General features: G+C 48.0%; 29 protein-coding genes. 13 read left to right on the forward strand and 16 right to left on the reverse strand.

Features of this window, described 5'->3' with window-relative positions; genetic code table 11:
- The first annotated feature begins 38 nt into the window (after positions 1-38).
- The 4 genes from ACOSVP_RS12980 (at position 39) to hepT (ending at position 1,761) form a co-directional block, all read left to right on the forward strand.
- Positions 39-404, forward strand: coding sequence for an AraC family ligand binding domain-containing protein (locus tag ACOSVP_RS12980; protein ID WP_487347911.1), 366 nt, complete (start codon positions 39-41; stop codon positions 402-404).
- 131 nt (positions 405-535) lie between these two features.
- A complete protein-coding gene (locus ACOSVP_RS12985; RefSeq protein ID WP_487347912.1) occupies positions 536-919 on the forward strand; it encodes a hypothetical protein in 384 nt (127 codons plus the stop codon).
- Between the two features lie 20 nt (positions 920-939).
- On the forward strand, positions 940-1,335 hold the full coding sequence (gene mntA / locus ACOSVP_RS12990) for a type VII toxin-antitoxin system MntA family adenylyltransferase antitoxin (RefSeq protein ID WP_487347913.1): 396 nt from the start codon (positions 940-942) through the stop codon (positions 1,333-1,335).
- 3 nt (positions 1,336-1,338) lie between these two features.
- Positions 1,339-1,761, forward strand: coding sequence for a type VII toxin-antitoxin system HepT family RNase toxin (hepT, locus tag ACOSVP_RS12995; RefSeq protein ID WP_487347914.1), 423 nt, complete (start codon positions 1,339-1,341; stop codon positions 1,759-1,761).
- Positions 1,762-1,827: 66 nt separating this feature from the next.
- Here the strand turns inward: hepT and ACOSVP_RS13000 are convergent, their stop codons facing one another.
- A complete protein-coding gene (locus ACOSVP_RS13000) occupies positions 1,828-3,504 on the reverse strand; it encodes a hypothetical protein (protein WP_487347915.1) in 1,677 nt (558 codons plus the stop codon).
- 327 nt (positions 3,505-3,831) lie between these two features.
- Here ACOSVP_RS13000 and ACOSVP_RS13005 point away from each other — a divergent pair, with 327 nt between their 5' ends.
- Complete coding sequence (locus ACOSVP_RS13005) at positions 3,832-5,511, forward strand: sensor domain-containing diguanylate cyclase (protein ID WP_487347916.1); 1,680 nt, start codon at positions 3,832-3,834, stop codon at positions 5,509-5,511.
- Between the two features lie 88 nt (positions 5,512-5,599).
- Positions 5,600-6,634 carry an NAD(P)H-dependent flavin oxidoreductase gene (locus tag ACOSVP_RS13010; RefSeq protein ID WP_487347917.1) on the forward strand — a complete coding sequence of 345 codons (1,035 nt, stop codon included), beginning with the start codon at positions 5,600-5,602 and terminating at the stop codon, positions 6,632-6,634.
- On the opposite strand, the gene folE2 is transcribed toward ACOSVP_RS13010, so the two are convergent.
- The gene (gene folE2, locus ACOSVP_RS13015; protein ID WP_487347918.1) at positions 6,631-7,524 is read right to left on the reverse strand and encodes a GTP cyclohydrolase FolE2; all 894 of its coding nucleotides are present in this window, start codon (positions 7,522-7,524) and stop codon (positions 6,631-6,633) included. The two genes, ACOSVP_RS13010 and folE2, sit on opposite strands and share 4 nt — an antisense overlap.
- Before the next feature lie 168 nt (positions 7,525-7,692).
- Here folE2 and ACOSVP_RS13020 point away from each other — a divergent pair, with 168 nt between their 5' ends.
- Positions 7,693-8,427 carry a PIG-L deacetylase family protein gene (locus tag ACOSVP_RS13020; protein ID WP_487347919.1) on the forward strand — a complete coding sequence of 245 codons (735 nt, stop codon included), beginning with the start codon at positions 7,693-7,695 and terminating at the stop codon, positions 8,425-8,427.
- A gap of 52 nt (positions 8,428-8,479) precedes the next feature.
- Here ACOSVP_RS13020 and ACOSVP_RS13025 read toward each other — a convergent pair whose 3' ends face one another.
- Together ACOSVP_RS13025 and ACOSVP_RS13030 are read right to left on the reverse strand one after the other, a co-directional pair.
- A complete protein-coding gene (locus tag ACOSVP_RS13025) occupies positions 8,480-9,232 on the reverse strand; it encodes a sporulation protein (RefSeq protein ID WP_487347920.1) in 753 nt (250 codons plus the stop codon).
- A 14-nt stretch (positions 9,233-9,246) separates the two neighbouring features.
- Positions 9,247-10,143: an aldo/keto reductase gene (locus ACOSVP_RS13030; protein ID WP_487347921.1), complete on the reverse strand. Its 897-nt coding sequence runs from the start codon at positions 10,141-10,143 to the stop codon at positions 9,247-9,249.
- Between the two features lie 135 nt (positions 10,144-10,278).
- Between ACOSVP_RS13030 and ACOSVP_RS13035 the strand changes: the two genes are divergently transcribed.
- The 5 genes from ACOSVP_RS13035 (at position 10,279) to ACOSVP_RS13055 (ending at position 12,703) form a co-directional block, all read left to right on the forward strand.
- Positions 10,279-10,884, forward strand: coding sequence for an HD domain-containing protein (locus ACOSVP_RS13035; RefSeq protein ID WP_487347922.1), 606 nt, complete (start codon positions 10,279-10,281; stop codon positions 10,882-10,884).
- Positions 10,885-10,953: 69 nt separating this feature from the next.
- Positions 10,954-11,166 (forward strand): DUF4177 domain-containing protein, encoded by a 213-nt coding sequence (locus ACOSVP_RS13040; protein ID WP_487347923.1) that lies wholly within the window; start codon positions 10,954-10,956, stop codon positions 11,164-11,166.
- A 2-nt stretch (positions 11,167-11,168) separates the two neighbouring features.
- Positions 11,169-11,399 (forward strand): membrane protein insertion efficiency factor YidD, encoded by a 231-nt coding sequence (yidD, locus tag ACOSVP_RS13045; protein ID WP_487347924.1) that lies wholly within the window; start codon positions 11,169-11,171, stop codon positions 11,397-11,399.
- A gap of 10 nt (positions 11,400-11,409) precedes the next feature.
- Positions 11,410-11,832 (forward strand): TM2 domain-containing protein, encoded by a 423-nt coding sequence (locus tag ACOSVP_RS13050; RefSeq protein ID WP_487347925.1) that lies wholly within the window; start codon positions 11,410-11,412, stop codon positions 11,830-11,832.
- Positions 11,833-11,839: 7 nt separating this feature from the next.
- Positions 11,840-12,703 carry a DMT family transporter gene (locus tag ACOSVP_RS13055; RefSeq protein WP_487347926.1) on the forward strand — a complete coding sequence of 288 codons (864 nt, stop codon included), beginning with the start codon at positions 11,840-11,842 and terminating at the stop codon, positions 12,701-12,703.
- Here the strand turns inward: ACOSVP_RS13055 and ACOSVP_RS13060 are convergent.
- The 5 genes from ACOSVP_RS13060 to ACOSVP_RS13080 form a co-directional block, all read right to left on the reverse strand.
- The gene (locus ACOSVP_RS13060) at positions 12,684-13,577 is read right to left on the reverse strand and encodes an AbiTii domain-containing protein (RefSeq protein ID WP_487347927.1); all 894 of its coding nucleotides are present in this window, start codon (positions 13,575-13,577) and stop codon (positions 12,684-12,686) included. The genes ACOSVP_RS13055 and ACOSVP_RS13060 overlap by 20 nt on opposite strands.
- 59 nt (positions 13,578-13,636) lie before the next feature.
- Entirely contained in the window at positions 13,637-14,263 is a 627-nt protein-coding gene (locus tag ACOSVP_RS13065; RefSeq protein ID WP_487347928.1) for a methyltransferase family protein, read from the reverse strand.
- Positions 14,264-14,463: 200 nt separating this feature from the next.
- The gene (puuE, locus tag ACOSVP_RS13070) at positions 14,464-15,393 is read right to left on the reverse strand and encodes an allantoinase PuuE (protein ID WP_487347929.1); all 930 of its coding nucleotides are present in this window, start codon (positions 15,391-15,393) and stop codon (positions 14,464-14,466) included.
- A gap of 16 nt (positions 15,394-15,409) precedes the next feature.
- Positions 15,410-16,141: an aspartate/glutamate racemase family protein gene (locus tag ACOSVP_RS13075; RefSeq protein ID WP_487347930.1), complete on the reverse strand. Its 732-nt coding sequence runs from the start codon at positions 16,139-16,141 to the stop codon at positions 15,410-15,412.
- A gap of 27 nt (positions 16,142-16,168) precedes the next feature.
- Complete coding sequence (locus ACOSVP_RS13080) at positions 16,169-16,834, reverse strand: GntR family transcriptional regulator (RefSeq protein ID WP_487347931.1); 666 nt, start codon at positions 16,832-16,834, stop codon at positions 16,169-16,171.
- 279 nt (positions 16,835-17,113) lie between these two features.
- On the opposite strand from ACOSVP_RS13080, the gene ACOSVP_RS13085 reads away from it, so the two are divergent.
- Complete coding sequence (locus ACOSVP_RS13085; RefSeq protein WP_487347932.1) at positions 17,114-18,553, forward strand: NCS1 family nucleobase:cation symporter-1; 1,440 nt, start codon at positions 17,114-17,116, stop codon at positions 18,551-18,553.
- Between the two features lie 89 nt (positions 18,554-18,642).
- Here ACOSVP_RS13085 and ACOSVP_RS13090 read toward each other — a convergent pair whose 3' ends face one another.
- From ACOSVP_RS13090 to ACOSVP_RS13120, 7 genes are all read right to left on the reverse strand, one after another.
- Positions 18,643-19,656, reverse strand: coding sequence for a hypothetical protein (locus tag ACOSVP_RS13090; RefSeq protein ID WP_487347933.1), 1,014 nt, complete (start codon positions 19,654-19,656; stop codon positions 18,643-18,645).
- A 136-nt stretch (positions 19,657-19,792) separates the two neighbouring features.
- Positions 19,793-20,728, reverse strand: coding sequence for a heme o synthase (gene cyoE / locus ACOSVP_RS13095; RefSeq protein WP_487347934.1), 936 nt, complete (start codon positions 20,726-20,728; stop codon positions 19,793-19,795).
- 12 nt (positions 20,729-20,740) lie between these two features.
- Positions 20,741-21,064: a cytochrome o ubiquinol oxidase subunit IV gene (cyoD, locus tag ACOSVP_RS13100; RefSeq protein WP_487347935.1), complete on the reverse strand. Its 324-nt coding sequence runs from the start codon at positions 21,062-21,064 to the stop codon at positions 20,741-20,743.
- Complete coding sequence (gene cyoC / locus ACOSVP_RS13105; RefSeq protein ID WP_487347936.1) at positions 21,065-21,673, reverse strand: cytochrome o ubiquinol oxidase subunit III; 609 nt, start codon at positions 21,671-21,673, stop codon at positions 21,065-21,067. It abuts the gene before it with no gap.
- 2 nt (positions 21,674-21,675) lie between these two features.
- Positions 21,676-23,652, reverse strand: coding sequence for a cytochrome o ubiquinol oxidase subunit I (cyoB, locus tag ACOSVP_RS13110; protein WP_487347937.1), 1,977 nt, complete (start codon positions 23,650-23,652; stop codon positions 21,676-21,678).
- A complete protein-coding gene (gene cyoA / locus ACOSVP_RS13115; RefSeq protein WP_487347938.1) occupies positions 23,652-24,620 on the reverse strand; it encodes a ubiquinol oxidase subunit II in 969 nt (322 codons plus the stop codon). Before cyoA ends, cyoB begins: the two co-directional genes overlap by 1 nt.
- 161 nt (positions 24,621-24,781) lie before the next feature.
- Positions 24,782-25,159, reverse strand: coding sequence for a hypothetical protein (locus ACOSVP_RS13120; protein ID WP_487347939.1), 378 nt, complete (start codon positions 25,157-25,159; stop codon positions 24,782-24,784).
- Positions 25,160-25,182 lie beyond the last annotated feature (23 nt).

Here is a 25,182-nt window from a genome sequence, read left to right on the forward strand (position 1 = left end):
AAGGGATCTGACCCCTGGATTAATTACAGGAATCTCCCATGCAATTTACTCGAATTTATAATGACGATCAGGGCAAAAGCCATTTCGGTGAAGTGAACATCGATGTCCGTGATGGTGGGCCAATCGGTATGTTGTCGGAGCGTTTTTCTGCGGGTGAGATGATCTTTCGTGAAACCCCAGCGGACTACGACTTTAAATGGCACCCAGCACCAAAACGTCAGCTGTTGTTTATCATTAAAGGCAGCTGTGAGTTTAAAGTCTCAAATGGTGAAACCCGCCAATTCAAAGGCGGTGACGTGCTATTGCTAGAAGACACCGAAGGCGAAGGCCACTGCTCTAAAGCGCTGAACAACGAAATCCGCCACTCGATTTTTGTTACGCTTCCAGAAGGGACAGTGTTGTAAATTTCACTATTCAAGCTCTGCGATAGAAAGCAGAGCTAATCTTCTTAAGATGACTATCTAGTACTTCCTCTTCATTCCTATTTGAATTAGTGTCCTAAAATACACCGTCTAAATAATTGAGACTTTAGGAAATGGACTCTAGAAGATCACCTTTCTATACTTTACTTCATTCATACATCTTCCCTATTTTTATCATTGCCATTCCTCTTGTGACAGCTTGGGTAGGCCATAGCTATTCTAAATCAACTTCACAAGCTCAGCTCCGTGCAGACTATATAAAGCTGGCAACTAAGGTTTTGATGGAGGAGCCCAATAAAAATAATGAGCAACTTCGAAAATGGGCAGTAAATGTCATCAACTACTACTCTGAAGTCAAAATGGAGCGTGAAGCAGAACTGCAGTTTATTGAGCAATTCAATTTTTCAAAGACATTAAATTCATATAATGAATCACTTGAGGAAATTATCTCGAAGTTATCAAAGCAGGTGACTGATGATGCAGTCCCCAAAAGCTAGCACTAAAGGAAGCAATCGATTTGAATAGCAGCATTACCGACAAGTTGGTTACTTTAGCCACTGATGCTAAGAGTATCTCTGCTCTGTGGCTATACGGCTCGCGCGCTAAGGGCAATCATCGTCCCGATAGTGATTATGATCTGGCGGTGCTGTTTACCGAGCGTGTGGATGACCCATTGGATCGCCGCTTGCGACCTGAATTACTGGCGATGGATTGGGCGAAGGCACTTGGGTTATCGGAAGATAAGCTAAGCATTGTCGATATCCAGAATGCGCCGATTCCGTTGGCGATGAATATCATCTCTGGCAAGCTGCTCTATTGTGATGATCATGATGCACGTTTGGCGGCTGAAGGCATCATTATGTCCAAAGCTGAGTTAGACTATCAGTACCATTTGAAGCACTTTGGACCCTAACTGATGCCTGATTCTTATTACTTGTCTGCGATTCGTTTAAACGCTAAAACCTATCAGTCTGAGTTAAACGAGTTACATGAGATTTTAGCTGAGCGTAACTTATCAACCTTTGAATATCGGGCAGCGGAGCGTTCTCTGCAAGTGAGTATCGAAGCGGCGATTGGTGTTGCCAAGCATTGGGCAAAGTCATTGTCAGGCAACAGTCCCAGTGAGGCTTATCAAGCCTTTGAAGTGATCTCGCAGTATCAGCTGTTAACACTTGAACAGCTCACAAACTGGCGCAAAGTGATTGGGCTCCGCAATGCACTTGTTCACGATTATCTAAATATCGATCCAAATATCGTGCGCTCTATTATTGCTCAGGGTTACTACCAAGACGTTTTTGAATTTATTGCTTTGGGCACAAAAGCACTAGAATCAGCCTAGCGATCACCATTCCCCTTACCGACAGTATGGGGAATGGACACGACTTAACTCAAACTACTCAATGCCTCACACCTGCTGCTTACGAATACTCTCCAGCAACCAATCCACCACTGGGTCGGCAATATCGGCGGCGCGGTCGTAGCTCATCCATGAGTTGTAGTCGATCATGGTGAGGTTTTCTTGTTCGCCGAGTACCCAAGACCAATCAATATGGTTGGCGATGTCGTCCATGTTGTCTTCAATAAAGGCTTTTAGCTCATTGCTTTTAGGATGAATCTCGCCGTTTTCCATTAAGCCAAGAGGTAGGTTAAAGCGGAAATTATGAAGCACGGTTTCAAGATCCAGCGCGCTATCACCAGCGGTGTAGCGAAACAGCTCTTGTTCCAGACGATCGCGACGTTCAACGGCCTCATCGATGATTTTTTGCTGGTACTCTTCACCTTGATGGATAAAAAAGTTCAGCCCTGGTGCGCTGGCAGAGTCTCGAAACATGCGGCTGTTGTCGCCCGATTCCCATGGTTCTAGACCAAACTGGTTATAGACCATTTGATCGAGCATTTGGCTGTTTTCGCCCTCTGCCAACCAGTCTTTCACTGTTTTTGGTGCATTTTCAAACTGCTGTTGCTGGGTTTGCACGGCGTTGATTAAGCCTGCGAACTTACTAACAAGATCATTAATTTGGTCGGCTTGTGGGTGCAAGTTTTCCCCTGGCAACATTGCTGGGGCTTTGCCTTCACTAAGATTATCTAAGATGTCCTGTAAAGACATGCTCGGTTCAATGCCTTGCATTTGGCCACTGATATTTGCCGACAAGGTCGAGTAAATATTGCTGTATTCGGCCAGCAGACTTTGTTGCTCTCGCTGCATCATGCCGGTGGCCAGAGCGTTTTTCATGGAGCCTGCATCGCCCATCATCAGCGCCATCTGGATAGCGCGTTTGGTGTAGTCTTCATGCACAGGGAAGGAGAAAAGCATGGAGTCGAACAGAGAGAAGTTGTCTTTCTGACTGATATTACCAAGCTCACTGGGCACCATCATTTGCGCCCCTTGATCATCGCGGATATTGAAGCGAAAGCTGCCCAATAATGCATCACTGTGCTCTCGAAGGCCGTTTAAACCACTGTAACGGTGCTTCTCAACCATCGCATCGATCTCAGGCGAGCGCTCAATTTGTTTGTCATCCAGCCATTCAGACAGATGCTGCGGGAAAGCTTTTAGATCATTATATTGAGTTTCAACATTGGAAATATCATCTTGATGCGATTGCCAAAATTGCTCAATTTGCTCGGCAAACTCAACACTTGAGCCATCGGCATTGAGCATCGGAGCTCGGCCGGCCGCGGCATTATCAAGCAACTGGTCGAGGTCAGCAGAGCCACCCTCATCGGACAGGTCTGCTTGCAAGGCATTGGATAAGTCATGAAAGCTGGCCAGATAATCAGCGGCTATCTGGCGCTTTTCGGTGGTCATCTGCGCTAAATAACCCGCGGCTTGCTGTCCGACTGCGCTATCCTCCATCATCGCCCACCATTGGGTATTAGTACGTTCACTCCAAAAACGTAGCTTTTCGTTTTGGATCTGCGGCTCGTCAGTGCTTTTACGCCACTGGGTTTCTTGGTAGGCATCTGAGTTCTCGCCAATTAAACCCTCCGCCTTAAGCTCCTGCAATTCGCGCGCAGTCGCGGTTTTATTATTTACGCTACCCCACAAACTAGGGTCCATTCTGGAAGATACCGTCGTCATACAAACTCCTTTTTAGTATTCGTCTCACTCGATCAAAGTCCTATTAGCGGCAACTGAGCGCCGCGACTTTCCGCAAACTTGGCAAGAACCTCTGCAAAAATGCCGTTTTCTAAGCAGATTGATTCGTTATCTGTAGTCGTTCGCAAAGCTTGTGCCAAAACAGTATTCACTACTTTCAAAAGGTTTTTTCATGACATTTGTACGACGTTTGCGTCGAATGGTGAATTTTGGCGATTGGCAGGGCCAACCAGTTATTATATTGTCTATACAGTCAACATCTTCCGAATATGAAGATTTCTCTTCCTTATCGTCTGGGTTCGTTCATAAATGGCGTTACGGCACTTCTTACTTTTGCTCACTTTTTTGCTGACATGGCACTCTGCGTCGGCAAGCGATAACGTTGCGTCGCACTCCTTTATTGCCGATATCCATTTCTATCAAGAGCCTACCGAACAACGCCTATCTCTAGCACAAGCACAGCAACACTTTGCCGAGGGCGACTTTGGTCAAGCCGAGCGGCCCTATTTAACGTTTGGCATTAGTGATCGAGCGGTTTGGGTGCGTTTGCTGTTGGATAATGACAGCGGCAGTGCACAAACACGGCGTTTAACCGCAGGCCTGACTTGGATCGAGAACATCGAAATGTACCAAGTCACAGGGGATGCAATACGGATGCATGAGGCTGGGGACGGCACCTTGGCCGATGAGCATTTGCTACCCGCTGTCGGCATCGTATTCCATGCGGATGTGCCCGCGGGGCAAAGTGAGATTTGGTTAAGGGCGCAATCCTATGACCCGATTACTATGCCGATTCAGTTACTGACCTTAGACCAATCGCAACACAGTGATAGTGTGGCGCATCTAGGTTCGGGGCTGTTGTACGGTATTTTGCTGGCGCTGGCAGGCTTCCAGCTGGTGCTGTACAGCATTTTAAAACACCGTAATGCGCTGTTTTATTCCATCTATATTGGCACCTTTGTGATTATGAACTTTGGTTACAGCGGCTATGGCTTTGCTTGGCTATATCCACACAGTCCGATGATCCAGAATTACAGCACACTGTTCTTTATGGTGCTGCATGCTGTGTGTGGTTTAGTGTTTATGCGTAACTTCCTACAACTCAATCAAGTTATGCCAAACCTTGCTCGAGGCCTAAAGAGCTATATGTGGACTGGCGTGCTGATGATGAGCGTTTTTGTCGTGATGCAGTCTCACTTCTTGTCGGCGCTTTGGTCATTTGGTTACATCACGCTCACTACGCTAATTATGATCGCTGCCAGCATTATGTGCTTTGGCAAAGTAGAAGACGCACGCTATTTCCTACTCGCCGTCTGCTGTAGCATGATCGGCCTATGTGTGACGTCTTTGTCGAACTTGGGCTTCTTACCCTATACCAAGCTTGGCTATCACGCGGCTGAGATTGGTGTGGTCTGTGAAGCCATTATCCTTGCGGTGGTGGTGACCCATCGTCTAAAAGCCATCGAAGATGAGCGTATCACCACAAAATTCTTGGCGACCTATGACCCGTTAACCAAGCTCTTTAATCGTCACACCTTTGAAGAAACAGGCGCTAAGCTGTTTCAACAAGCGCAACAGCAGCAAAGCACCCTGAGCCTAGCCATCATCGACCTCGATCACTTTAAATCCATCAATGATAACCACGGCCACCAGGTAGGGGATTTAGCGCTGAAGCACATTGCCAACCTTTTGAAACAGGAGGTGCGCCAGCATGATGTGGTCGCACGCTGGGGCGGCGAAGAAATGGTGATCCTGATGCCGCACACCAGTTTGATCCAAGGTTTGGCCTTAATGGAAGCGTTACGTCATGCCATTGAAGCCTCCCATTTCACTCACGACGGTGTGAAGATCCCCATTACGGCCAGTGTTGGTGTGGCCGCAAGCAATGAATATAAAACCCTGCAAGAGCTGTTTATCGCCGCAGACGAGCGCTTGTATCTGGCGAAAAACCTCGGCCGCAACCGCGTCGAGTTTGTGATGCCGGCTTAATATTCGTCATTTCACGGCTTTCGATTCCATTTCGTCACGATTCAATGCTAGCCTGTTCAGACTTACAAAGGACTGACGAGGCGCGATTATGACCATTCAAGAACTGTTGGGCATTGAGTTACCCATTATTCAAGCACCGATGGCAGGTGTGCAGGATCATGAGCTCGCGGCGGCGGTCAGTAATGCCGGAGGCTTAGGCTCACTGCCTTGTGCCATGCTGGATGCCGAGGGACTAAAACGTGAACTTACTGCTCTGCGTGCAAAAACCGCTAAGCCTTTCAATGTAAATTTCTTTTGCCATACTCCGCCCTCACCAGACAAAGCGGCGGAAGGCAAATGGCGTGCGGCGCTATTACCCTATTTTGAAGAATTCGGCCTAGAGCTGACCACTATCAAAGAGGGTCCTGGCCGAGCGCCGTTTAGCTCAGAAATGGCAGATATCCTTGAATCCTTCCAACCTGCAGTGGTGAGCTTCCACTTTGGCCTGCCTGAGCCTGCGTTGCTGGAACGGGTGAAATCATGGGGTACCAAGGTGCTCTCTAGCGCCACTACCGTGGCTGAGGCGAAATGGTTAGAGGCCAATGGCGTTGACGCCATCATTGCTCAGGGTGTTGAAGCCGGCGGTCATCGCGGATTTTTCCTAGATAAAGACATCGCCACCCAAGTAGGCACCTTTGCTTTAGTGCCACAAATCGTGAATGCGGTATCCATACCGGTGATTGCCGCAGGTGGTATCGCCGATGCTAAAGGTGTGAAAGCCGTCATGGATTTGGGCGCTGTTGCTGCACAGGTTGGAACGGCTTACCTACTGTGTGATGAAACCAAAACCAGCGCAGTACACCGTGCAGCCCTACAGAGCGAGCGCGCCCCAATCACCGCCCTGACCAACCTATTCAGCGGTGGCGCGGCACGAGGTATCGTCAATCGAGTGATGACAGAGCTTGGTCCCATGTCAGCCAGTGCTCCAGCTTTTCCGCTGGCCACTGCCGCCATGGCCCCGTTAAGAGCGGCGGCCGAAGCGCAAGGCTCGGGCGAGTTTTCCCCACTGTGGGCGGGGCAAAATACCAGCGGCTGTCGCGCGATCTCAGCCGCCAAATTAACCCAAGCCTTGGCGCAAGCTTAGGCCTGAAAACTCGTCTGCGCGATGGCATCGTGACCGTGGAGGCTCTCTTGGTGCTCAACCTTAAGGTGGCCACTGTAGCCTTGTGCTGTTAACGCTTGGATCAAACGGCGGCTGGCGTCTTCGACAAACATAGGGTTAGCCCCATTACGCAGAGCAAATTGCTGTTCATCGTCCCGTTTTACATAAGTCTGTACTGGTGTGCCCAAGGCGGCTTCACACAATTCAATCAATTCACTGATCGGCAATTCGGCTTGCTCAATCACTACCGTGACCGTTGCCACACTGCGCTGGCTATGAGGTATGGCTAAGGTGCCCTGCTGCTCTAGCCACAGCGCTACTTGCTCATCGGACATGGCCTCTGACTGACTCTTAGAGTGAGCCAAGAAGGCGTCTTTTAAGGCTTTTCGTGACAACGCTGCCGATGCTGGACAACTAGAGGAGTAAGTCACCTGCACTGTCAAATTTAAGAAAAAACCAGCCGCTTCGCTGTAGCTTGCCTGCAAGGTGAGCGGGTAGGCATTCCAGCCCCATCCTTGACTGTTTAAGGCCGCACGTTTCATCTGAACGACTGTGCTTAAGCTCAGAGTAAGCTCTGAGGCAGACACTTCTTGTTGCTGCACCAGCGCCTGCTGCGCGCAGTGTTGCAAGCGGCTGCGGCACAAGGGCGCTTGACTCAGCTCGAGCAAACTTTGGTACATGCGTGACATATGTAAGCCTTTTTGACCATTGCTCACATTGGCACAAATCGAAGCGCTGGCGGCGCAGGTCACATGCTCGTCTGCCAAGGCCATGGTCACAGGTAAGGCAATGCCAGACATACCGACTTGATCGAGCGGAATCGTGCTTGCCAAGGTGCTAGCAACGTCTGGTAGGAGGGAAGCAGAGCTCATCGGGAGCGAATCTCCGTTGTTATAACAGTGGTAACGCCAAATACTCAGCGCGCGTGAGTCGATCCACAATTTGTGATTGCGTGAAGGACTTTTCGAATAAATCGATTCTATATTGTTATGTTATAACATTTGTTGAAATTGATTCACGACAACAACACAAGGATTCATATGACGACGGTTTCACAAAAAACAGCATTGGTAGTCAGCGCCCACTCAGCGGATTTTGTTTGGCGCGCGGGCGGCGCTATTGCGGCACACGTTAAACAAGGCTGGAAAGTTCAAGTGATTTGTTTGTCCTACGGGGAACGTGGCGAGTCTGCAAAGTTGTGGCGGCAGCCGAATATGACGCTGGAACGCGTCAAGCAAGTGCGTCAGCAGGAAGCCCGCGCCGCGGCAGAGATCTTAGGCGCTGAAATCGAATTTTGGGACATTGGCGACTACCCGATGCGTATCAGCGATGACATCTTACTGCGCTTGGTGGATGTCTACCGTGAGCTGCAACCTGAATTTGTCTTAAGCCATTCCGAAAAAGACCCTTACAACTTCGACCACCCGTTGGCCATGCATGCGGTGCAAGAAGCACGCATCATTGCCCAAGCCGAAGGCCACAACCCAGGTCAGCCGATTATCGCTGCACCGCCAGTGTACGCGTTTGAACCACACCAAACCGAGCAATGTGAATGGCAGCCGAATACCTTTTTAGACATCACCGAGGTGTGGGAATTAAAACGCCAAGCGATTGAATGCATGGCCGGACAAGAACATCTGTGGGATTACTATACCCGTGTGGCGCTGCAACGTGGCGTGCAGGCGAAGCGCAATATTGGCATCACTGCCAAACGTAATATTCAGTACGCGGAAGGCTATATGAAGCTGACACCTACGGTGGTTGAGCAGCTGTAACGGTATGGCATCAAGGCCCACAAGCCTTGATGCTACATTGTCTAAGTCAGTGTTAACTTAAGATTTGGCCAATATACGGCTTAATGGCATCCACTGTGGTGCAGTGATTAGGAATCGAAACACTTTTGTAGCCATCGCCTTTAAAAGCACGGTCGATCTCCAACAAGACGCCGGTTTCCAAGCCGTTATCAACAAAGGTCACTTCGATCTCTTGCACGCCGAAGAGAGAAAACGACTCCGGTTTAAACTCGTATTCTTGGTAGCAAGGCAAGTGGGAGGCAAAGCTCGGCGCTTTCACTTGGCCTTTTTCGATATCCGATTTAAACAAGCGATAGCCGCTTTGGCTGATGTAATTGAGCACCGCCAATTGTGTTGGCGAAGGCAAAATCACCAGCGGATCTTTGTCCGAGCCATCCACGCCATTTTTGATATCAATGCCCGTTTCTAACCAAATTTTGGCAATACTGCGCCCCGCCAATTCGCTGGCAGGGATTTCTGGATGCAGATTCAAGGTAAAGGTTTTGGACAAGGTCTCCCCTGCCTGCACCGTCATATCCAGGTCCTGCCACCACTCTTGCAACACGGTACTGCGCTGCACTTCACGATCATGCTCAGCAGTGGAAACAGTGGTTTTGGCTTTTGTCATAATGGCAAAGGCTAGGCCTTGAATCTGTTGCTCAACCTCGCCCCCTTGGATCTCGACTTTGACCTGAAACGGCTCACCGGCACGCAATGTGTCCGACAATAAAATCGCATCCACTTTGGCTTTGCCAATGCCGACACTGGCCAATAATTTCTTAAGCATAGTAAGCCCTCCTATTAAGGGACCGGATGACCTTGGGACGCGACCCAGATGGCAAACCATTGATCATCTGTCAGCTGAATAGACAAGGCTTTTTGTGCGCTCTGGACACGTTCGATTTTGCCTGAGCCCAATACCGGTACAATGCCGGAAGGATGACGCAGCAACCAAGCTAGGGCGATTTGATCCACGCTGGCTTGATGCGCTTCAGCTACCGAAACGATTGCTTGGTGTAAGGTTGGGTTAATGCCTTCTAGTTTGAACAAGTCACCACCCGCAAATGGCGACCAAGCCATCGGCGTGACCGCATGCTGCTGCGCGTGTTCTAGGGTGCCGTCTTTAAAATGCTGTAACTCAATTGGCGAAAGCTCAATCTGATTGACTAGCAAGGGCATATCCAAGCGCGATTGCAGCAAATCAAATTGCTGCGCCGAGAAGTTCGACACACCAAAGTGTTTCACCTTACCCACGGTGTACAAATGCTCAAACGCTTCAGCGATATGGTCGGGATCCATCAATGGACTCGGACGGTGCAGCAACAGCATATCGATGCTTTCAATCTGTAGATTATTCAATGAGTTATCGACGCTTTGAATAATATGGCCAGTGCTCTGGTCGTAGCGATGGGAAGTGATCTCAGGGCGATTGGCACTGGGTAATAAAATCCCGCACTTGGTCACGATTTGCAGCTTATCGACCAACGATGGTTTCAGCGCGAGCGCCTTACCGAACAGGGTTTCACACTGATAATCGCCATAGATGTCCGCATGATCCACCGTGGTAATGCCCGCTTCGATACATTGCTCAATGAATCGCACCAGCTCTTGCTCACTCATGCCCCATTCGGCTAGACGCCAGTAACCTTGCGCTAAGCGTGAGCCTGTGAAACCGAGTGGGTGGTATTGATGATTCATAGCCTGTGTCCTTAATTAAACATGTGTCACTACTTTAGCAACTCACCCTAGCACTGCCTAGAGACGTCGACAGATTGGCAGGCCACGCAAACTCAAGTAGTGTGTCCCTTTAATTGGTACTAAAAAGGCTCCCCTATGTCTGATAACACCATGGCTGCGTTAGAGCAGCAAATTCACTTTCTCAAAGAAATTGATCAGCTCAAATCAGTGGTACGAAAATCGCCCCTGATTAACCAGTCTCGGCGTGAGAACTCCGCCGAACATTCGTGGCATTTGGCGATGTATGCGCTGATCTTAGCAGAACATGCCGATGCGCCGATCAACCTCGAACGGGTACTGAAAATGCTGCTGATTCACGATATCGTGGAGATTGATGCTGGCGATCACCCGATTCATGAGGCGGTCGATCATGCCGCTCAAGCAGCCAAAGAATTCGCCGCGGCGGAGCGTATTTTTGGCTTGTTACCGGCGCCACAGGGGGACGAGCTCAAAGCCCTATGGTTTGAGTTTGAAGCCGCTGAATCCGACGATGCGCGCTTCGCGAAATCTCTCGATCGCTTGCAACCCATGATGCACAACCTAGAAACCAACGGTGGCACCTGGCGTGAAGCCAATGTGACCCACGAACAGGCGGAACAGCGTTACACTCCGGTGATCAAAGCTGGCTCAACAACGCTTTGGCGCTATGCTAAAGAACAGGTAGATCGCTTTTTCTTGGGTAAAAAGTTAGGTAAGAAGTAGGTTGCAAAAACCACGGCTAGCTTACACACTGCCGACAACGCTTTTCAAAACTTGATAGGAGATAGAAGGATGTTCAAGGAATACAAGGTGGAACTGGTGAGCGAAGGTGGCTGCGGCACGATTCTGCTAGGCTCTTCTGGCTTACCAATCAAACGCTTGGAAGCCAAGCTTAATGAAGCCGCTTCAGAAGGCTGGGAATTGGCTTTCCAAGTCATTGAAAAGAAACGCTTTTGGCTATTCTGGACCCGTGAGACCGTGATCCTCACCCTAGGCCGTAAATAAGCGTGAATTGGCTGCAGAGCTTTTGCATTCGCTGCATTGAACGTTATCAGCGCAAAGGAGGCGGTGAAGCACAGTTTCGCGTCGACTGTAACTTCACCCCCACCTGCTCAGAATATACCCGCCAAGCGATTCTGCGCTATGGTGCGGTCAAAGGTTGCTGGCGTGGCTGGCAACGTATCCGGCGTTGTAATCAGCGCGATTTGGTCGATAAAATTCACGATCCTCTACCATAAGGACGGCGTTATGTTTGAAGCTTGGACATTAAAATCGGACCAGGTCGCCGAGCAAGAAGAAGCCTTGCGCCAAGCGCTACGCAACTTGTCTGATCAGCAACGTAGTGCCTTTTATAAAGCCTATAATCCACAGATCAAAGATCCCGACACCTATGCTACGTTGAATTGGTTCTTTGTTGCCGGCCTGCATAACTTCTATTTAAAACAATGGGCGGCGGGGTTATTCGATTTGCTTTTGATGCTCGTCGGTATCGTGATGTTAGCCGTGTTCTGGCCCGTGGGCATCGCACTCATCATCTTCGTCAGCCTAATCGAACTGCCTGCTCTATTTCGCAGTCAAATCATTGTCGCGGATTACAATAACCAACTGGGCTACCGCCTACTGAAATCACAACACAGTCGCCCTAATACGCTCTCCATCGAAGAGAAGTAGGCGCATTATGGCCAGCACATCGTTCGTAAAAATTGCCTCACTCACCACGCTTGCTCTGATCGCCTTTGCTGCCAACTCCGTGCTTACTCGTATGGCATTGGCTGAGCCTTTAATCGATGCGGCGAGCTTTACCACGATTCGTCTGCTGTCTGGTAGCGTGGTGCTGATGTTCATTCTAATGCTGCGACAAGATCAACAAACCACCTCTAGCAAAGGCAGCTGGCTTTCCAGCCTGATGCTGTTTGTCTATGCCATCGGCTTTTCATTGGCTTATTTGATGCTGGAAACGGGAACTGGGGCGTTGATCTTATTTGGTATGGTGCAGATCACCATGGTGGTGGCGTCGTTATTAAAAGGTCAGCGCTTAGCAAGACTAGAATGGCTAGGGATCGGCACCGCGTTCTCGGGCTTTGTCTATCTAGTCTGGCCTCAGGTTTCTACTCCCTCACTGAGTGGCATTTTGCTGATGTCTGTTGCGGGTATCGCGTGGGGCGTTTATACCCTGCGTGGCCGAGGTTCCAAATCGCCTTTGGCAGACACCGCCTATAACTTTACCCGTACTATTCCGTTTTTAATCGTACTGGCACTACTAAGCATCGGCCAGTTTGAGCTATCCAGTCGCGGGATAATCTTGGCGGTATTATCGGGAGCCATCGCTTCGGGATTAGGCTACACCCTCTGGTACAGCGTGCTGACTCACTTAAGCGCGACCCAAGCGGGCGTGCTGCAACTGCTGGTGCCGGTGATCGCGGCCTTTGGTGGCGTAATCTTTATGGCTGAAAGTATCAGTTTGAGATTGGTGTTTTCTGCACTATTGATCCTTGGTGGGATTTACTTGGTGATTAAAGCTACTAGCTTAAAAGTGCGCTAATAGAAGGTAGAAACGGAGCAACGACAGGCCCTAAAACTGTTATATGGTTCGAAAGTTCAGACATGAAGTTTTGGTAATGATTCCTGAAGCTATCAGTGCCCTGTGTTGAGCGCATTTCTTCAACATGACTACATATAGGCTCAATAATTTCAGGGGGTTGCACTGTTTTTAAAGCATCCAGAAGCTGTGAGAAAAGCTCTGTATCCACACCGTGGTTGATTGTCTTCTGCTCAAAATCATGACTGCCAGTAGCTACATTATGTACATTACCGGTAATGTAAGTGTTGAAGATTTGACTTACTTTATCTGTTGAAACTGCTGGGGAGGAAAGTGAAGCTTCTCCTGCGTTTGGAGCTTCCACCTCAATTTCTAGTACAAAGTTTAAGACTCTATTTCTTATCTCATCTAGAGCAGCTACTAATGCGGTCATAGGAATAACCTTCCAAGCCTGCATGCAGCTCATATTTCGATAAATATTTCTACCAACAACTGCAACAAAATCTGGATTCCATGGCTCATGTGCAGACTCTCCTTCAGATTGATTCACTAATGACTCAATTGCCGCAACAGGCTGCATCAGATGTGATAGAGACATGAGTTCACGAAATTGCTCAGGCAAACAAGAGATAGGTATATCTGCATTGTTAATACCTGATCCAAATGGTCCTGTAAAGTGGCCTTTAGATGCTACGTCAAGCACCCTATATTCTGGAAGGTCGTCTACATGCTTATAACCGCTTAACTCAGCTTCTACCCAAGATTTGAATTCGCTGCTTCCTAATCGTACAGCAAGCACCTTACACTTACGTAGCAAGCTCGCTAGATCAGTTTTAGAATCAATTGCCGCATCCTGTATTTCTCTTAAAAGAGACATGAAACCTCCATTTTGAAACTTATTTCCACCCCTAACAACTAATAAGCATAATAACTATTTTATAGCCACCTCGGCACATTACTTTTATAAACTTGATAAGTTTCAGGAAATACCTGTGCTAAATGCAGCTCTTCGACTTTTACTTGGCGCACTATGGTGCTGACACCAACCATCAGACACACCACTGAAAACACCGAGGGCAAAGCAAACACAAAGCCCACTTGAGACACTAGCACGGCGATAAAAATCGGGTTTCTCGAGTAGTGATAGAAGCCAGTGGTAATCAACTGCGCAGGGCCTTGTTGACTGACACCCGAGGCCCAGGCTCGACCCATATAAAAATGAATCACGATCGCGCAGGTAAAGCCTAAGGTCAGAATCAGCACGCCCACTAACACCACCGCAATCATAGAATGCCCTGGCAGCAAGCCTAAATAATCGTCGATAGCGGGATAAAACACACGCGCCACACAGATCAGCCAAATCACCAAACGAAACACATCAAAGATTTGGTGGTGCCACCAATTGGCAGAAAAACGCTGACCATGAAACACGCGCTCGATACCTGTGGCACGTTTTAAGGTGATGATACGCACCGTGTAGAACAAGGCGACAAAGGTATAAAACCAGGCGAGATAAAAGCGCGTAAACTCAATCAGTTGGCTAGGTGCTTCGGTAACTGTCATAAACGAAATCCATATCGAGCGACTGTTTGCAGCGCAATCTTATTTGAACGTGTCACAATTGTTCCACACCCGTTCCCAAAGCAAAACCCTAGGTCAGGTGTTTGACCCTAGCCTCCCAAATAGTTCCTTTTTAAGTGTTTGAGTCATAACGCTTTTATAAAAAAAAGCCGCTGGGTAGCGGCTTTGATCGTATAGCAGGTTTAAGCAGGTGGATGATGCTCGATCCAATGATCAGCGATATCACAACGACGGGTAATCCACACATCATCGTGAGACTGCACGTAATCAAGGAACTTCTTCAGCGCCATAAAGCGCGCAGGCTTACCCAGCGTGCGACAGTGCATACCGATCGACATCATTTTCGGTGCGGTTTCTCCTTCGGCGTAGAGGCAATCAAAGTTGTCTTTTAGGTACTGGAAGAACTCATCCCCATGACTAAAGCCGTACGGTGAGGCAAAGCGCATATCGTTACAGTCCAGTGTGTATGGGATGATCAGATGCGGTTTGGTTTTGCTGTCGTCTTCGTGATGTGGCACTTCCACCCAGTAAGGGAGATCGTCACCATAGTTGTCAGAGTCGTATTTTAGCTGAGGCTGCTCTGCCACCAGTTTACGCGTATTTGGCGAGTCACGTCCCGTGTACCAGCCCATAGGCATCACACCGGTTTCATCTTTGATGATTTGCAGCGCTTGTTGCATGTGCTGGCGCTCTTCTTCAATGGACATTTCTTGGTAATGAATCCATTTCAAACCGTGACACACTAACTCGTGGCCGCCCTGTACAAAGGCTTTGGCTATTTCGGGGTTACGCTGCAATGCCGTTGCTACGGCAAAGATCGAAAGTGGTAAACCACGTTTTTCAAACTCATTCAGAATGCGCCACACGCCATTACGAGAACCGTATTCGTATAGCGACTCCATACTCATATGACGGTCTTTAAACGGCTGGGCACCAAAGATTTCCGATAGGAAAGTTTCGGCATGCTCATCCCCGTGTAGCACACAGTTCTCGCCACCTTCTTCAAAGTTCAGTACAAATTGCAGCGCGATACGGGCTTTATTGGGCCATTCTACTTTGGGCAAGTTAGCGCGACCGTATCCGGCATAATCTCGTTCTAAGTAATGTTTCATGCTGTACTACCTTCTTCTAGCGATTCCAATGCTCATAGCGGCCGATAAAGGGTTTGTTGACTGGCGCGCCATATTGACCGGTTTTCGCGGTCTTTAGTCCTAACTGGTGCAAACTTTCTGCCAGCTTCACCGCAGCCGCCACACCATCAATAATCGGCACAGGTAATTCTGCGCGAAGACGATCCACCAGCGCAGACATACCGGCACAGCCTAGTACGATGGCTTCGGCGCCATCTTCGTCAATCGCCGCTTGGCATTCATCGCGTAGCTGTTTGTAGGCGCTTGGCTCAATGTGTTCCAGTGCCAGCACAGGAATGTCAGTGGCACGCACCCCACTGCACAGATGTTTGTAACCATATTTATGTAGCAGGTGCTCACTGGCGGGTACAGTTCGAGACAAGGTCGTCACGATGGCGAACTTATGGCCGACCATGCTGGCTAACTTAAATGCCGCTTCGGCAATACCGATGACTGGCGCATCCGCAAGTTCACGGGCCGCGTCCAAGGCAGGGTCTCCGAAACACGCGACAATATGCGCATCCACGCCCATTTCCTTACCCTTTTGAATCTGATCCAGCATGGCCGCGCCAGCCACCACTTCATCAAAGGCACACTCGATACTTCTGGGACCGTGTTCAGGGGTGCTGGCAATAATTTCGCTATCTGGCAGTGCGATCAAACGCGCACTGGCAGCCATGGCTTCGGTCATACCAGCACTGGTGTTCGGGTTAATAATCTGGATTCGCATGGTGGGTCTTTCCTAATTGAAACAGGCCTATTCTTGAAATAGGCGTTGAAAGTCGATGTGCTGTTCTTCCTGACTTTCGAGGATCAAGGACGCCTTAATCACCTGTAAATGATGTTTCATCCAGGCTTGTGCTTTTTTCGGCTGTCCTTGATCTAGGAGGTCTAGCAACTGGCTGTGGTCACCACAATCACAACTAACACTGCTGCGCGTACCATAGGCCGCGATCACCAGAGACGAACGATAACAAAGCTGTTCCACAAACGCGGCCAACACATTGTTGCCCGCCAATTGCGCCAGTTCATAGTGAAAGCGCGCTGTGGCTTGGATCGATGCGGCCATATCACCCGCCTGTTCGGCTTGGCGCTCTTCATCGACCAAGTCACGGAAACGCTCTGACTGCTCTGAGTTCCAGCTTCGTTGTACCCCAGCAATCAACTGCGGTTCGATCAGTATACGACTGTCTAAGACTTCTAACGCTTCGTCTTCACTTGGATGGTTCACTTGTGCGCCCTTATTGCGGGCAATCACGACAAAGTGTTCCAACGCCAAACGCTGCAAGACTTTACGAATCCCAGTACGACTGACGCCAAAGGCTTCTGACAATCGGTCTTCTGGTAATCGCGCACCGGGTGGCAATTGATGCTCGACGATGGCTTTCAAAATCTTTTGATAAATCTTTTCGTCATTCGACATGAATGTGGTCACCTAACATTGTATACAATTAAAACCTTAATCTTGTATACATGATTTTTAATATAACACGTCGTCCATGAATGCACATCCTTTATAAGCAATGGAAAAAATGCGCACAAAAATGGGACACAACCTTCTAGAAATGCCTAAATGCAGTGCAAACAGGCACTTTGAAACACTTCATTTCAACTAAAAACCCCAGAGAAACCGTTGTTTCAGTTTTTGGCACGGTAATTGTATTTGTCGATTGTATACAATCCAAAAACAGGAACCCTTCACATGAACAATAAACTACCAGTGAGTCCTAGACTCAGTAACGAAGACCTAAAACCGGATACCGAACAAAAGTGGGGATGGTACTCTATCTTCGCGTTTTGGATGTCAGATGTACACAGTGTCGGCGGCTATGTGTTCGCAGCCAGTCTCTTTGCACTGGGCCTAAACGGCATTCAAGTGTTTATCAGTTTGTTAGTGGGCATTTCAATCGTTTTGGTATTTGCCAATTTGATGGGTAAACCTGGACAAAAAGCCGGTGCTCCCTTTCCTGTGATCGCTCGTATGGCGTTTGGTGTGTTTGGTGCCAACATCCCTGCGGTGATACGTGGTTTGATCGCGGTGGTCTGGTACGGCATCCAAACCTTCCTGGCGTCCAGTTCCTTTATTATTCTGTTGCTGTACTTCTTCCCAGGTATGGAAACACTAGCAGATGACAGCTTCCTAGGTCTTTCTTACCTTGGCTGGATTGGCTTCTCAGCGATGTGGGTCATTCAAGGCATAGTCTTTATGTTCGGTATGGACATGATTCGTAAAGTGATCGACTGGTCAGGCCCTGCAATCTATGTAGCGATGTTTGCCCTATGTATCTACATGGTGAATCTAGCGGGCTGGGACAACATCAGCTTTACCCTAGGCGATGCTAGCCTGTCTGGTATGGATGCATTTGTACAAATGTTTATCGCCATCGCATTGGTTGCTGGTTACTTCGCAGGCCCAACGCTGAACTTCAGTGACTTCTCCCGTTACTGTGGCAGCTACAAGCAATTGAAATTCGGTAACCTACTAGGTCTGCCATTCAACTTCATCCTATTCTCTGTGTTCAGTGTGGTGATCGTGTCTGCCTCGATCCCTGTTTTTGGTGAAATGATCACTGACCCAGTGGAAACGGTACGTCGTTTGGATTCAGGCATGATCACCGTATTGGGCGCGATGACCTTTATCTTCGCTACTGTGGGTATCAATATCGTAGCGAACTTCGTCGCCCCAGCGTTCGACTTCTCTAACGTATCGCCACAGAAGATCAGCTTCAAAGCAGGCGGCTTTATCGCAGCGTTCGGTTCGGTATTGCTAATGCCTTGGAACCTATTTAACAACCCAGAAGTGATTCACTACACAGTCGACGTGCTAGCCGCCATGATCGGCCCGCTATACGGCATCATCATTGTTGACTACTTCTTTATTAAGAAAGGCAAGATCGATATCGACTCGCTATATACAGAGTCTGACAAAGGCATCTACTGGTACGACAATGGCATCAACAAGAAGAGTGTTTACGCCCTAGTGATCGCAGGTATCGTAGCCATCTTCTGTAGCTTCGTATTCACAGCGTTGGCAAACTACGCACTGTTTATCGGTGGTTTCACAGCGGCGATCCTGTACCGCTACATGATGGAACCTGAGCGCATCGCGCTGCACGGATTGGATATGGCGAAGCAAAGCTAAGCTGCGCCCTACACCATTTGAGCAGGCTTCCCTAGTGCCTGCTCAGCCTCCTTTTTGCCCGCTATTGGCTTTGCCTCTAGCGGGCTTTTTTATACTTTCAGAAAGATTCTTAGAGGGCTTCTCTTAATTTCTTTCCTTAACTCATATCTTTCCAAAAGTATGCTTTCTAGTAATGTGAGCCCAATGCCACAACTAACTACCTCGTGGATATAGGCAGGAAGACCAGTTGCAAAACCAATTGTTAAACCAATATCTTTGAGAGGATGATATGCTTTTGCCACGACTCTATTCGGTGAAAATTTTACACTCGATCTCAACTCATCTATAGCAGGCTGTACTCTGCGCTCTACAACTTCGTTCAGCGCCTTGTCGTAACCTTTTTCGAAAGGGAGTGGTTCAATTTTCTCTGACATATCAAGTAAGTAGTTATCTAGCGCAAGAAGCTCATCTTTATGACGATATTTAAGTTCTAAGATATCGTCGAATGAAGAAAACTCGAATGAAGGTAAATTCAATCTCATCACTTTTTGAGCCATTAAATTAGCTGCCAACCTTCTTTTTTCTAGGCTCTCACTAGATGCTGACTTAGCCCCTAACTCTAAGGCATATCTCAAACCTGCATTTAGCTGCTGATATACCAGCTGATTATCTATACAGCAGCTCATACCACTTCTGCTTAGTTCCATAAGGAGTATTGATGAGGCTAACGAAGAAAGAGACAGAGCTTCTTGAGCACTATTAGGAAAATCAGGTTGGATACTTAAATAACGAAATATTTCATCTAGATCTTCTTCTGAGCACTCAAGATTTGAGCCTCGTTGTTGGCGGCCTAAATTAACAGCTTTAACATAATCCCCAACATCCTTATCAAAAAGCCCCTTAAATTCTTTTGTCAGTACGAGCTTCTCTTTTTTAAGCATCTCAATTTCATTTGATATATTTTCAGGTATTGAGCGCGCTAATCTGATTTCACTATTGTTAGGACCAAATATAACTGGGTAAGAGTTATCAGCTATTACCAGCCTGTCAAAATACAAAACAGAATGCTTTAGAGATTTATAATCTTGATCTTGAAAAAACGAGTGGTACAGCACTTCATTCATAGCAAGCCTCTATCTTCCCTGATTAACGTAAGCTTTGAGTATACAAACCTAATTCATTTAAGTTGTAGCTTTTACAATAAAAAACGCCCCGCAGGTTTCCCTGCGGGGCGTTTTCGATTCTTCTAACGAAGGCGACTTAGTGTGACAGCATGACTAGGTAGTCAGGGGCTACCGCACGAAAGTCTAACGACATGGTAATACTTAGGGCCGTTACGGTGATGATGGAAAAGAAGAACACTTGGCGTGCCCAACGGTTCACATCAATGTCCGCACGGTAGCCTTTCACCGCCATGCCTAGCCACCAAAGGCTAGTACAGGCAGCAACGGCCATAAAGCCCACACCCACGTAGCCAGTTAGCGGCAACATGGCACTCGCGATGGCGAATACAGCAATCCACAACACAATGTGGTGTTTCGCTTTTTGAATGCCCTGTGCCACTGGCAATACAGGAATACCTGCCGCTGCGTAGTCTTTGTAGCGGAAGATGGCAATGGCATAAGAATGAGGCATTTGCCAAATACTAAACATTACCAACAAAATCGCCGCACCTGCGTCGAACTGACCGGTTACCGCACAGTAACCTACCACTGGTGGTACTGCGCCTGACAAACTACCAATCAACGTGCCGTAAACCGAATTGCGTTTAAAGTACAGGCTGTAAAGACCTACGTACACGAAGTAGCCAAACGCTGCGAAGAACACAGCAACTTCATTCGTGAAGTACGCAAGTAAACTAAACCCGACCACGCCTAGTACCAGTCCGTGTGCTAACGCCGCTTTAAGCGACATTTCACCGGTAACTGTTACGCGGTTGCGAGTACGTTGCATCTTGGCGTCAATGTCGCGGTCGATGCAGTTATTGATCGCACAACCAGAAGCCACTACTAGTGACAATCCAATGATTGTCACCAGCATAAGCAGCCAATCGATGTCACCGCGAGCGGCGAGGAAGTACCCCCCCGCCACGGAGATCAAGTTGCCCATAATGATGCCCGGCTTGGTTACCTTAAGGTAACGGTCGAACACACTATGTTGTTCTGGTTTTGACGACGATGAGATCCGCTTAAACATACGCTTCTTCGCCTAGTACATCATCATCAGAACAGATTCGTAGATAATCCATACAGATAGAGCTACGACCATAACGATAATGATGGCAGTAAAGATGAATGACAAAGTATCGATCTTGCCTTCTTTCGTGAAGTTTAGGTGCAAGAAGTACTTCAAGTGCACAACGATCTGAACTACTGCAGCAACAACGATTACTGCAAACATAGTCGCGCGATCGAAAGCGCCTGTCATAACCGCCCAGAATGGGATCGCAGTCAGGATAACTGACAGTACGAAACCAACTAGGTAAGAACCTACACTACCGTGAGAGTGAGCATCGTGATCATGTTGACTCATTTACATAGCTCCCATTAGGTATACGAAAGAGAATACACAGATCCAGATTACATCTAGGAAGTGCCAGAATAAGCTTAGGCAGCTTAGACGTGTTACAGAACGAGGAGTGATACCGTTCTTAGACACTTCTACGAACATCACAGCGATCCAGATTAGACCAGCAGTTACGTGACAGCCGTGCAAACCAACCAGCGAGAAGAACGCTGTTAGGAAGGCACTCTTGTCAGGACCCATGCCGTTAACGATCAAGTGATGGAATTCGTAGACTTCCATAGCGATGAAGACTGCGCCCAGAGCGAAAGTCACAGCTAACCAAAATAGCGTGCCACCTTTGTTCTGTTTGAACGCAGAGATCAGTGCAAAGCCGAATGTGATCGAAGAGATCAATAGGGCCGCAGTTTCAACAGCAACGAAGTCTAGTTCGAAAATATCTTTACCAGACACGCCGCCCGCTGTGTTCATGAACAACACAGCGTAAGTTGCGAAGAAGGACGCAAACAGGATGCAGTCCGTCATCAAGTAGATCCAGAAACCTAACGTAGTGTTACGTCCAGTATCGTGATGATCATCATGGTGCGCATCATGATGCGCTGCTGCATGAGTACTCATGATTACCCCTTAGCCACGTTATCTAGGTGTTCGTTCTCGATACGTGCTACTTCGTCTGGCTGTACGTAGTAATCAGTGTTACTAGCGTAAGCACGGCAGATGAAGGCAACGATCAGACCGATGAAGCTTGCACCAGCCAACCACCAAATGTGCCAGATCAACGCGAAGCCCATAGCCGTAGCTAGAAGACCCATGATCGGACCAGCATTTGTGTTGCTTGGCATGTGGATAGGCTCGTAGCTCGCATGGCGAGTGTACGCAGTGCCTTTCTCTTTCATGTCAGTGAACGCATCCAAGTCATGAACTTGCGGTAGTTTCGCGAAGTTGTAGAACTGTGGTGGAGACGCTAGAGACCATTCTAGAGTGTGGCCATTCCATGGATCGCCAGTCTTATCAAGGTTCTTCGCTTTGTTCTTGAAGCCAAGGAACAATTGAAGAACGAATGCTGCGATACCGATAGCAATTACAAACGCACCAACTGCTGCGATGTATAGCCAAATGTTCCACTCTGGCGTATCAGTGTGGTTTAGACGACGAGTCATACCCATGAATCCAAGCACGTAAAGTGGCATGAATGCTAGGAAGAAACCAACGAACCAACACCAGAAAGAAACCTTGCCTAGTTTAGGATCCAAGTGGAAGCCCATTGCTTTCGGGAACCAGAAAGCGAAACCAGCTAGGTAACCAAATACTGCACCACCGATAATCGTGTTATGGAAGTGAGCGATTAGGAACAAAGAGTTGTGTAGCACGTAGTCCGCACCAGGTACCGCTAGAAGCACACCTGTCATACCACCGATAGAGAAGGTGATGATGAAACCAATTGTCCAGTACATAGGAACTTCCATACGGATGCGGCCTTTGTACATAGTGAACAACCAGTTGAACAGTTTTACACCCGTCGGGATCGCGATGATCATCGTCATGATACCGAAGAAGGCGTTAACGTTCGCGCTTGCACCCATTGTAAAGAAGTGGTGAAGCCATACGATGAAACCAAGGATAGAGATCGCGCCAGACGCGTATACCATTGATTTGTAACCGAATAGACGTTTACCAGTGAACGTAGAAACCACTTCAGAGAAGATACCGAACGCTGGTAGAACCAGGATGTATACTTCAGGGTGACCCCATGCCCAGAACAAGTTGATGTACATCATCGAGTTCCCGCCTAGGTCGTTAGTGAAGAAGTGGAAGTCTAGGTAACGGTCAAGCGTTAGCATTGCTAGCGCAGCAGTCAGAATCGGGAAAGATGCTACGATCAATACGTTGGCCCAAGTACAAGTCCAAGTAAAGATAGGCATATCCATCAACTTCATGCCTGGAGCACGCATCTTAAGCACAGTGATTAAGAAGTTAACACCAGTCAAAGTTGTACCGATACCAGAGATCTGCAACGCCCAAATGTAGTAATCCACACCCGTTCCTGGGCTGAACTCAAGACCAGACAATGGTGGGTAAGCTACCCAACCAGTCATAGCGAATTCACCAAGACCTAGAGAGATGTTTACTAGCAACGCACCAGACACTGCCAACCAGAAAGATAGGTTGTTCAGGAATGGGAACGCAACGTCACGTGCACCAATCTGCAGCGGCAGAACGATGTTCATCAGACCGATCATAAATGGCATCGCCATGAAGATGATCATGATTACACCGTGCGCGGTGAAGATTTGGTCGTAGTGGTGCGGCGGTAAGTAACCTTCCGAACCATTAGTTGCCATAGCAAGCTGTGTACGCATCATAATGGCATCCGCGAAACCACGGACCAACATTACTAGCGCAAGGATGATATACATGATACCTAGGCGTTTGTGGTCAACAGAGGTCAACCAATCGCGCCATAACCAACCCCATTTCTTAGTCACAGTCATGAACACGAACAATGCCGCGCCCAATACCGCAACAACAGAAAGAGTTGTTAGGATAATAGGGTCATGAGGAATGGAATCCCATGACAATTTACCTAGAAGATTCATTAGTGAGACTCCTCAGTTTCTGCATGGCCTTCACCAGGAACAACGTGCTTGCGTTCAGGCAAAATCACACCTTCAGGCAATTCTGCACCAAATTCTGGTTTGCCGTAGAACTCGATACGTCCCATGTCGCCCATGTATTCCCAGATAATGTCGAAGAACAGACCGTCTTTAACAGTACCGAAGTACTCAACTGGGTGGTATTCAGTTGGCTCAAGAAGCTCTTCGTAACGCTCTGTAGATAGCGCTTCGCCGCTTGCTTTCACGCCGTTAACCCACTCTTGGAAGTCTTCACGAGTTGGTGTAGCAATTGCTTTGAATTGCATACCAGTGAAGCCATGACCTGAGTAGTTGGCAGAGATACCGTTGAAAGTACCTGGCTCATCAGCGATCAAGTGAAGCTTAGTTTCCATGCCCGCCATAGAGTAGATTTGACTACCTAGTTGAGGGATGAAGAATGAGTTCATTGTACCTGCTGAAGTAATGCGGAAGTTCACAGGAACATTCGCAGGGAACGCCAACTCATTTACCGTAGCGATACCAAGATCTGGGTAAATGAACAACCATTTCCAGTTAAGAGAAACCACCTCAACAGTGATCGCCTCTTCTTCAGATTCGATAGGCTTGTATGGGTTCAACTCGTGAGTTGATTTGTAAGTGATTACACCAAGAATCGCGATGATGATAATTGGAATAACCCATACCACGGTTTCAATTTTTGTGGAGTGTGACCATTTTGGCTCATATGCTTCGCCACGACCTTCGCGATATTTCCACGCGAAGTAAAGTGTCATGAGAATCACCGGAACCACAACAACCAGCATCAGGATCGTAGCTGTAATAATCAGCTCCTTCTCCATCACACCGATTTGTCCTTTCGGGTCAAGCACACCACCCTGACAACCAGCTAGTAGAGCTACTAGTGCTGCCAAAGCGACTTTACTTAAGTTACGAGTTAACAAGAGATTCATCCTCTAACCCTAGATTGACGTAGGCTGACATCGAAACGATGACAGGATTTCAGACCGGCTCAGGCCGGTAACTTTTCCGCGGGGGAGTTTTGAATGTGCCCAAAGAGCACATGAACACTAAGTTCATTCCAAAGAATGAATTTAACGCTCAACAAAACTCTTTAAGCAGAAACTGGGGGTGCACGACAAGCCAATACAGCACGTTGGCAGACTTGTCGAATTGCCACCTGACGCGGTGGCTTTATGTTGCGGCGATTTCTCTCCGGCAACATAAAATGTCCACTGGACATGAATAACCAGTAGACAAACACAAAGAGGCTGATGATGCCGAAAAAGGCATACAGGGAGATAAGCGGAAGGTCTTTGAAGACCGTTTGGAAAAAGTCACTAGGATCGTAAGCGCCACCTAGCGGGAAAATGATTAAGTTCACCGCTACGATAGCCAAAACAAACGCATTCAGACGAGCCGCCCACTTCAGAGACTGAAGAGGCTGGCGTAGCTCGCCAAAGTTGCTCATCATGTTGTTAGTTTGCTTCACATCCACTACCGGATACCTACGTA

It is taken from the genome of Marinomonas sp. HM11-D, assembly GCF_057626615.1.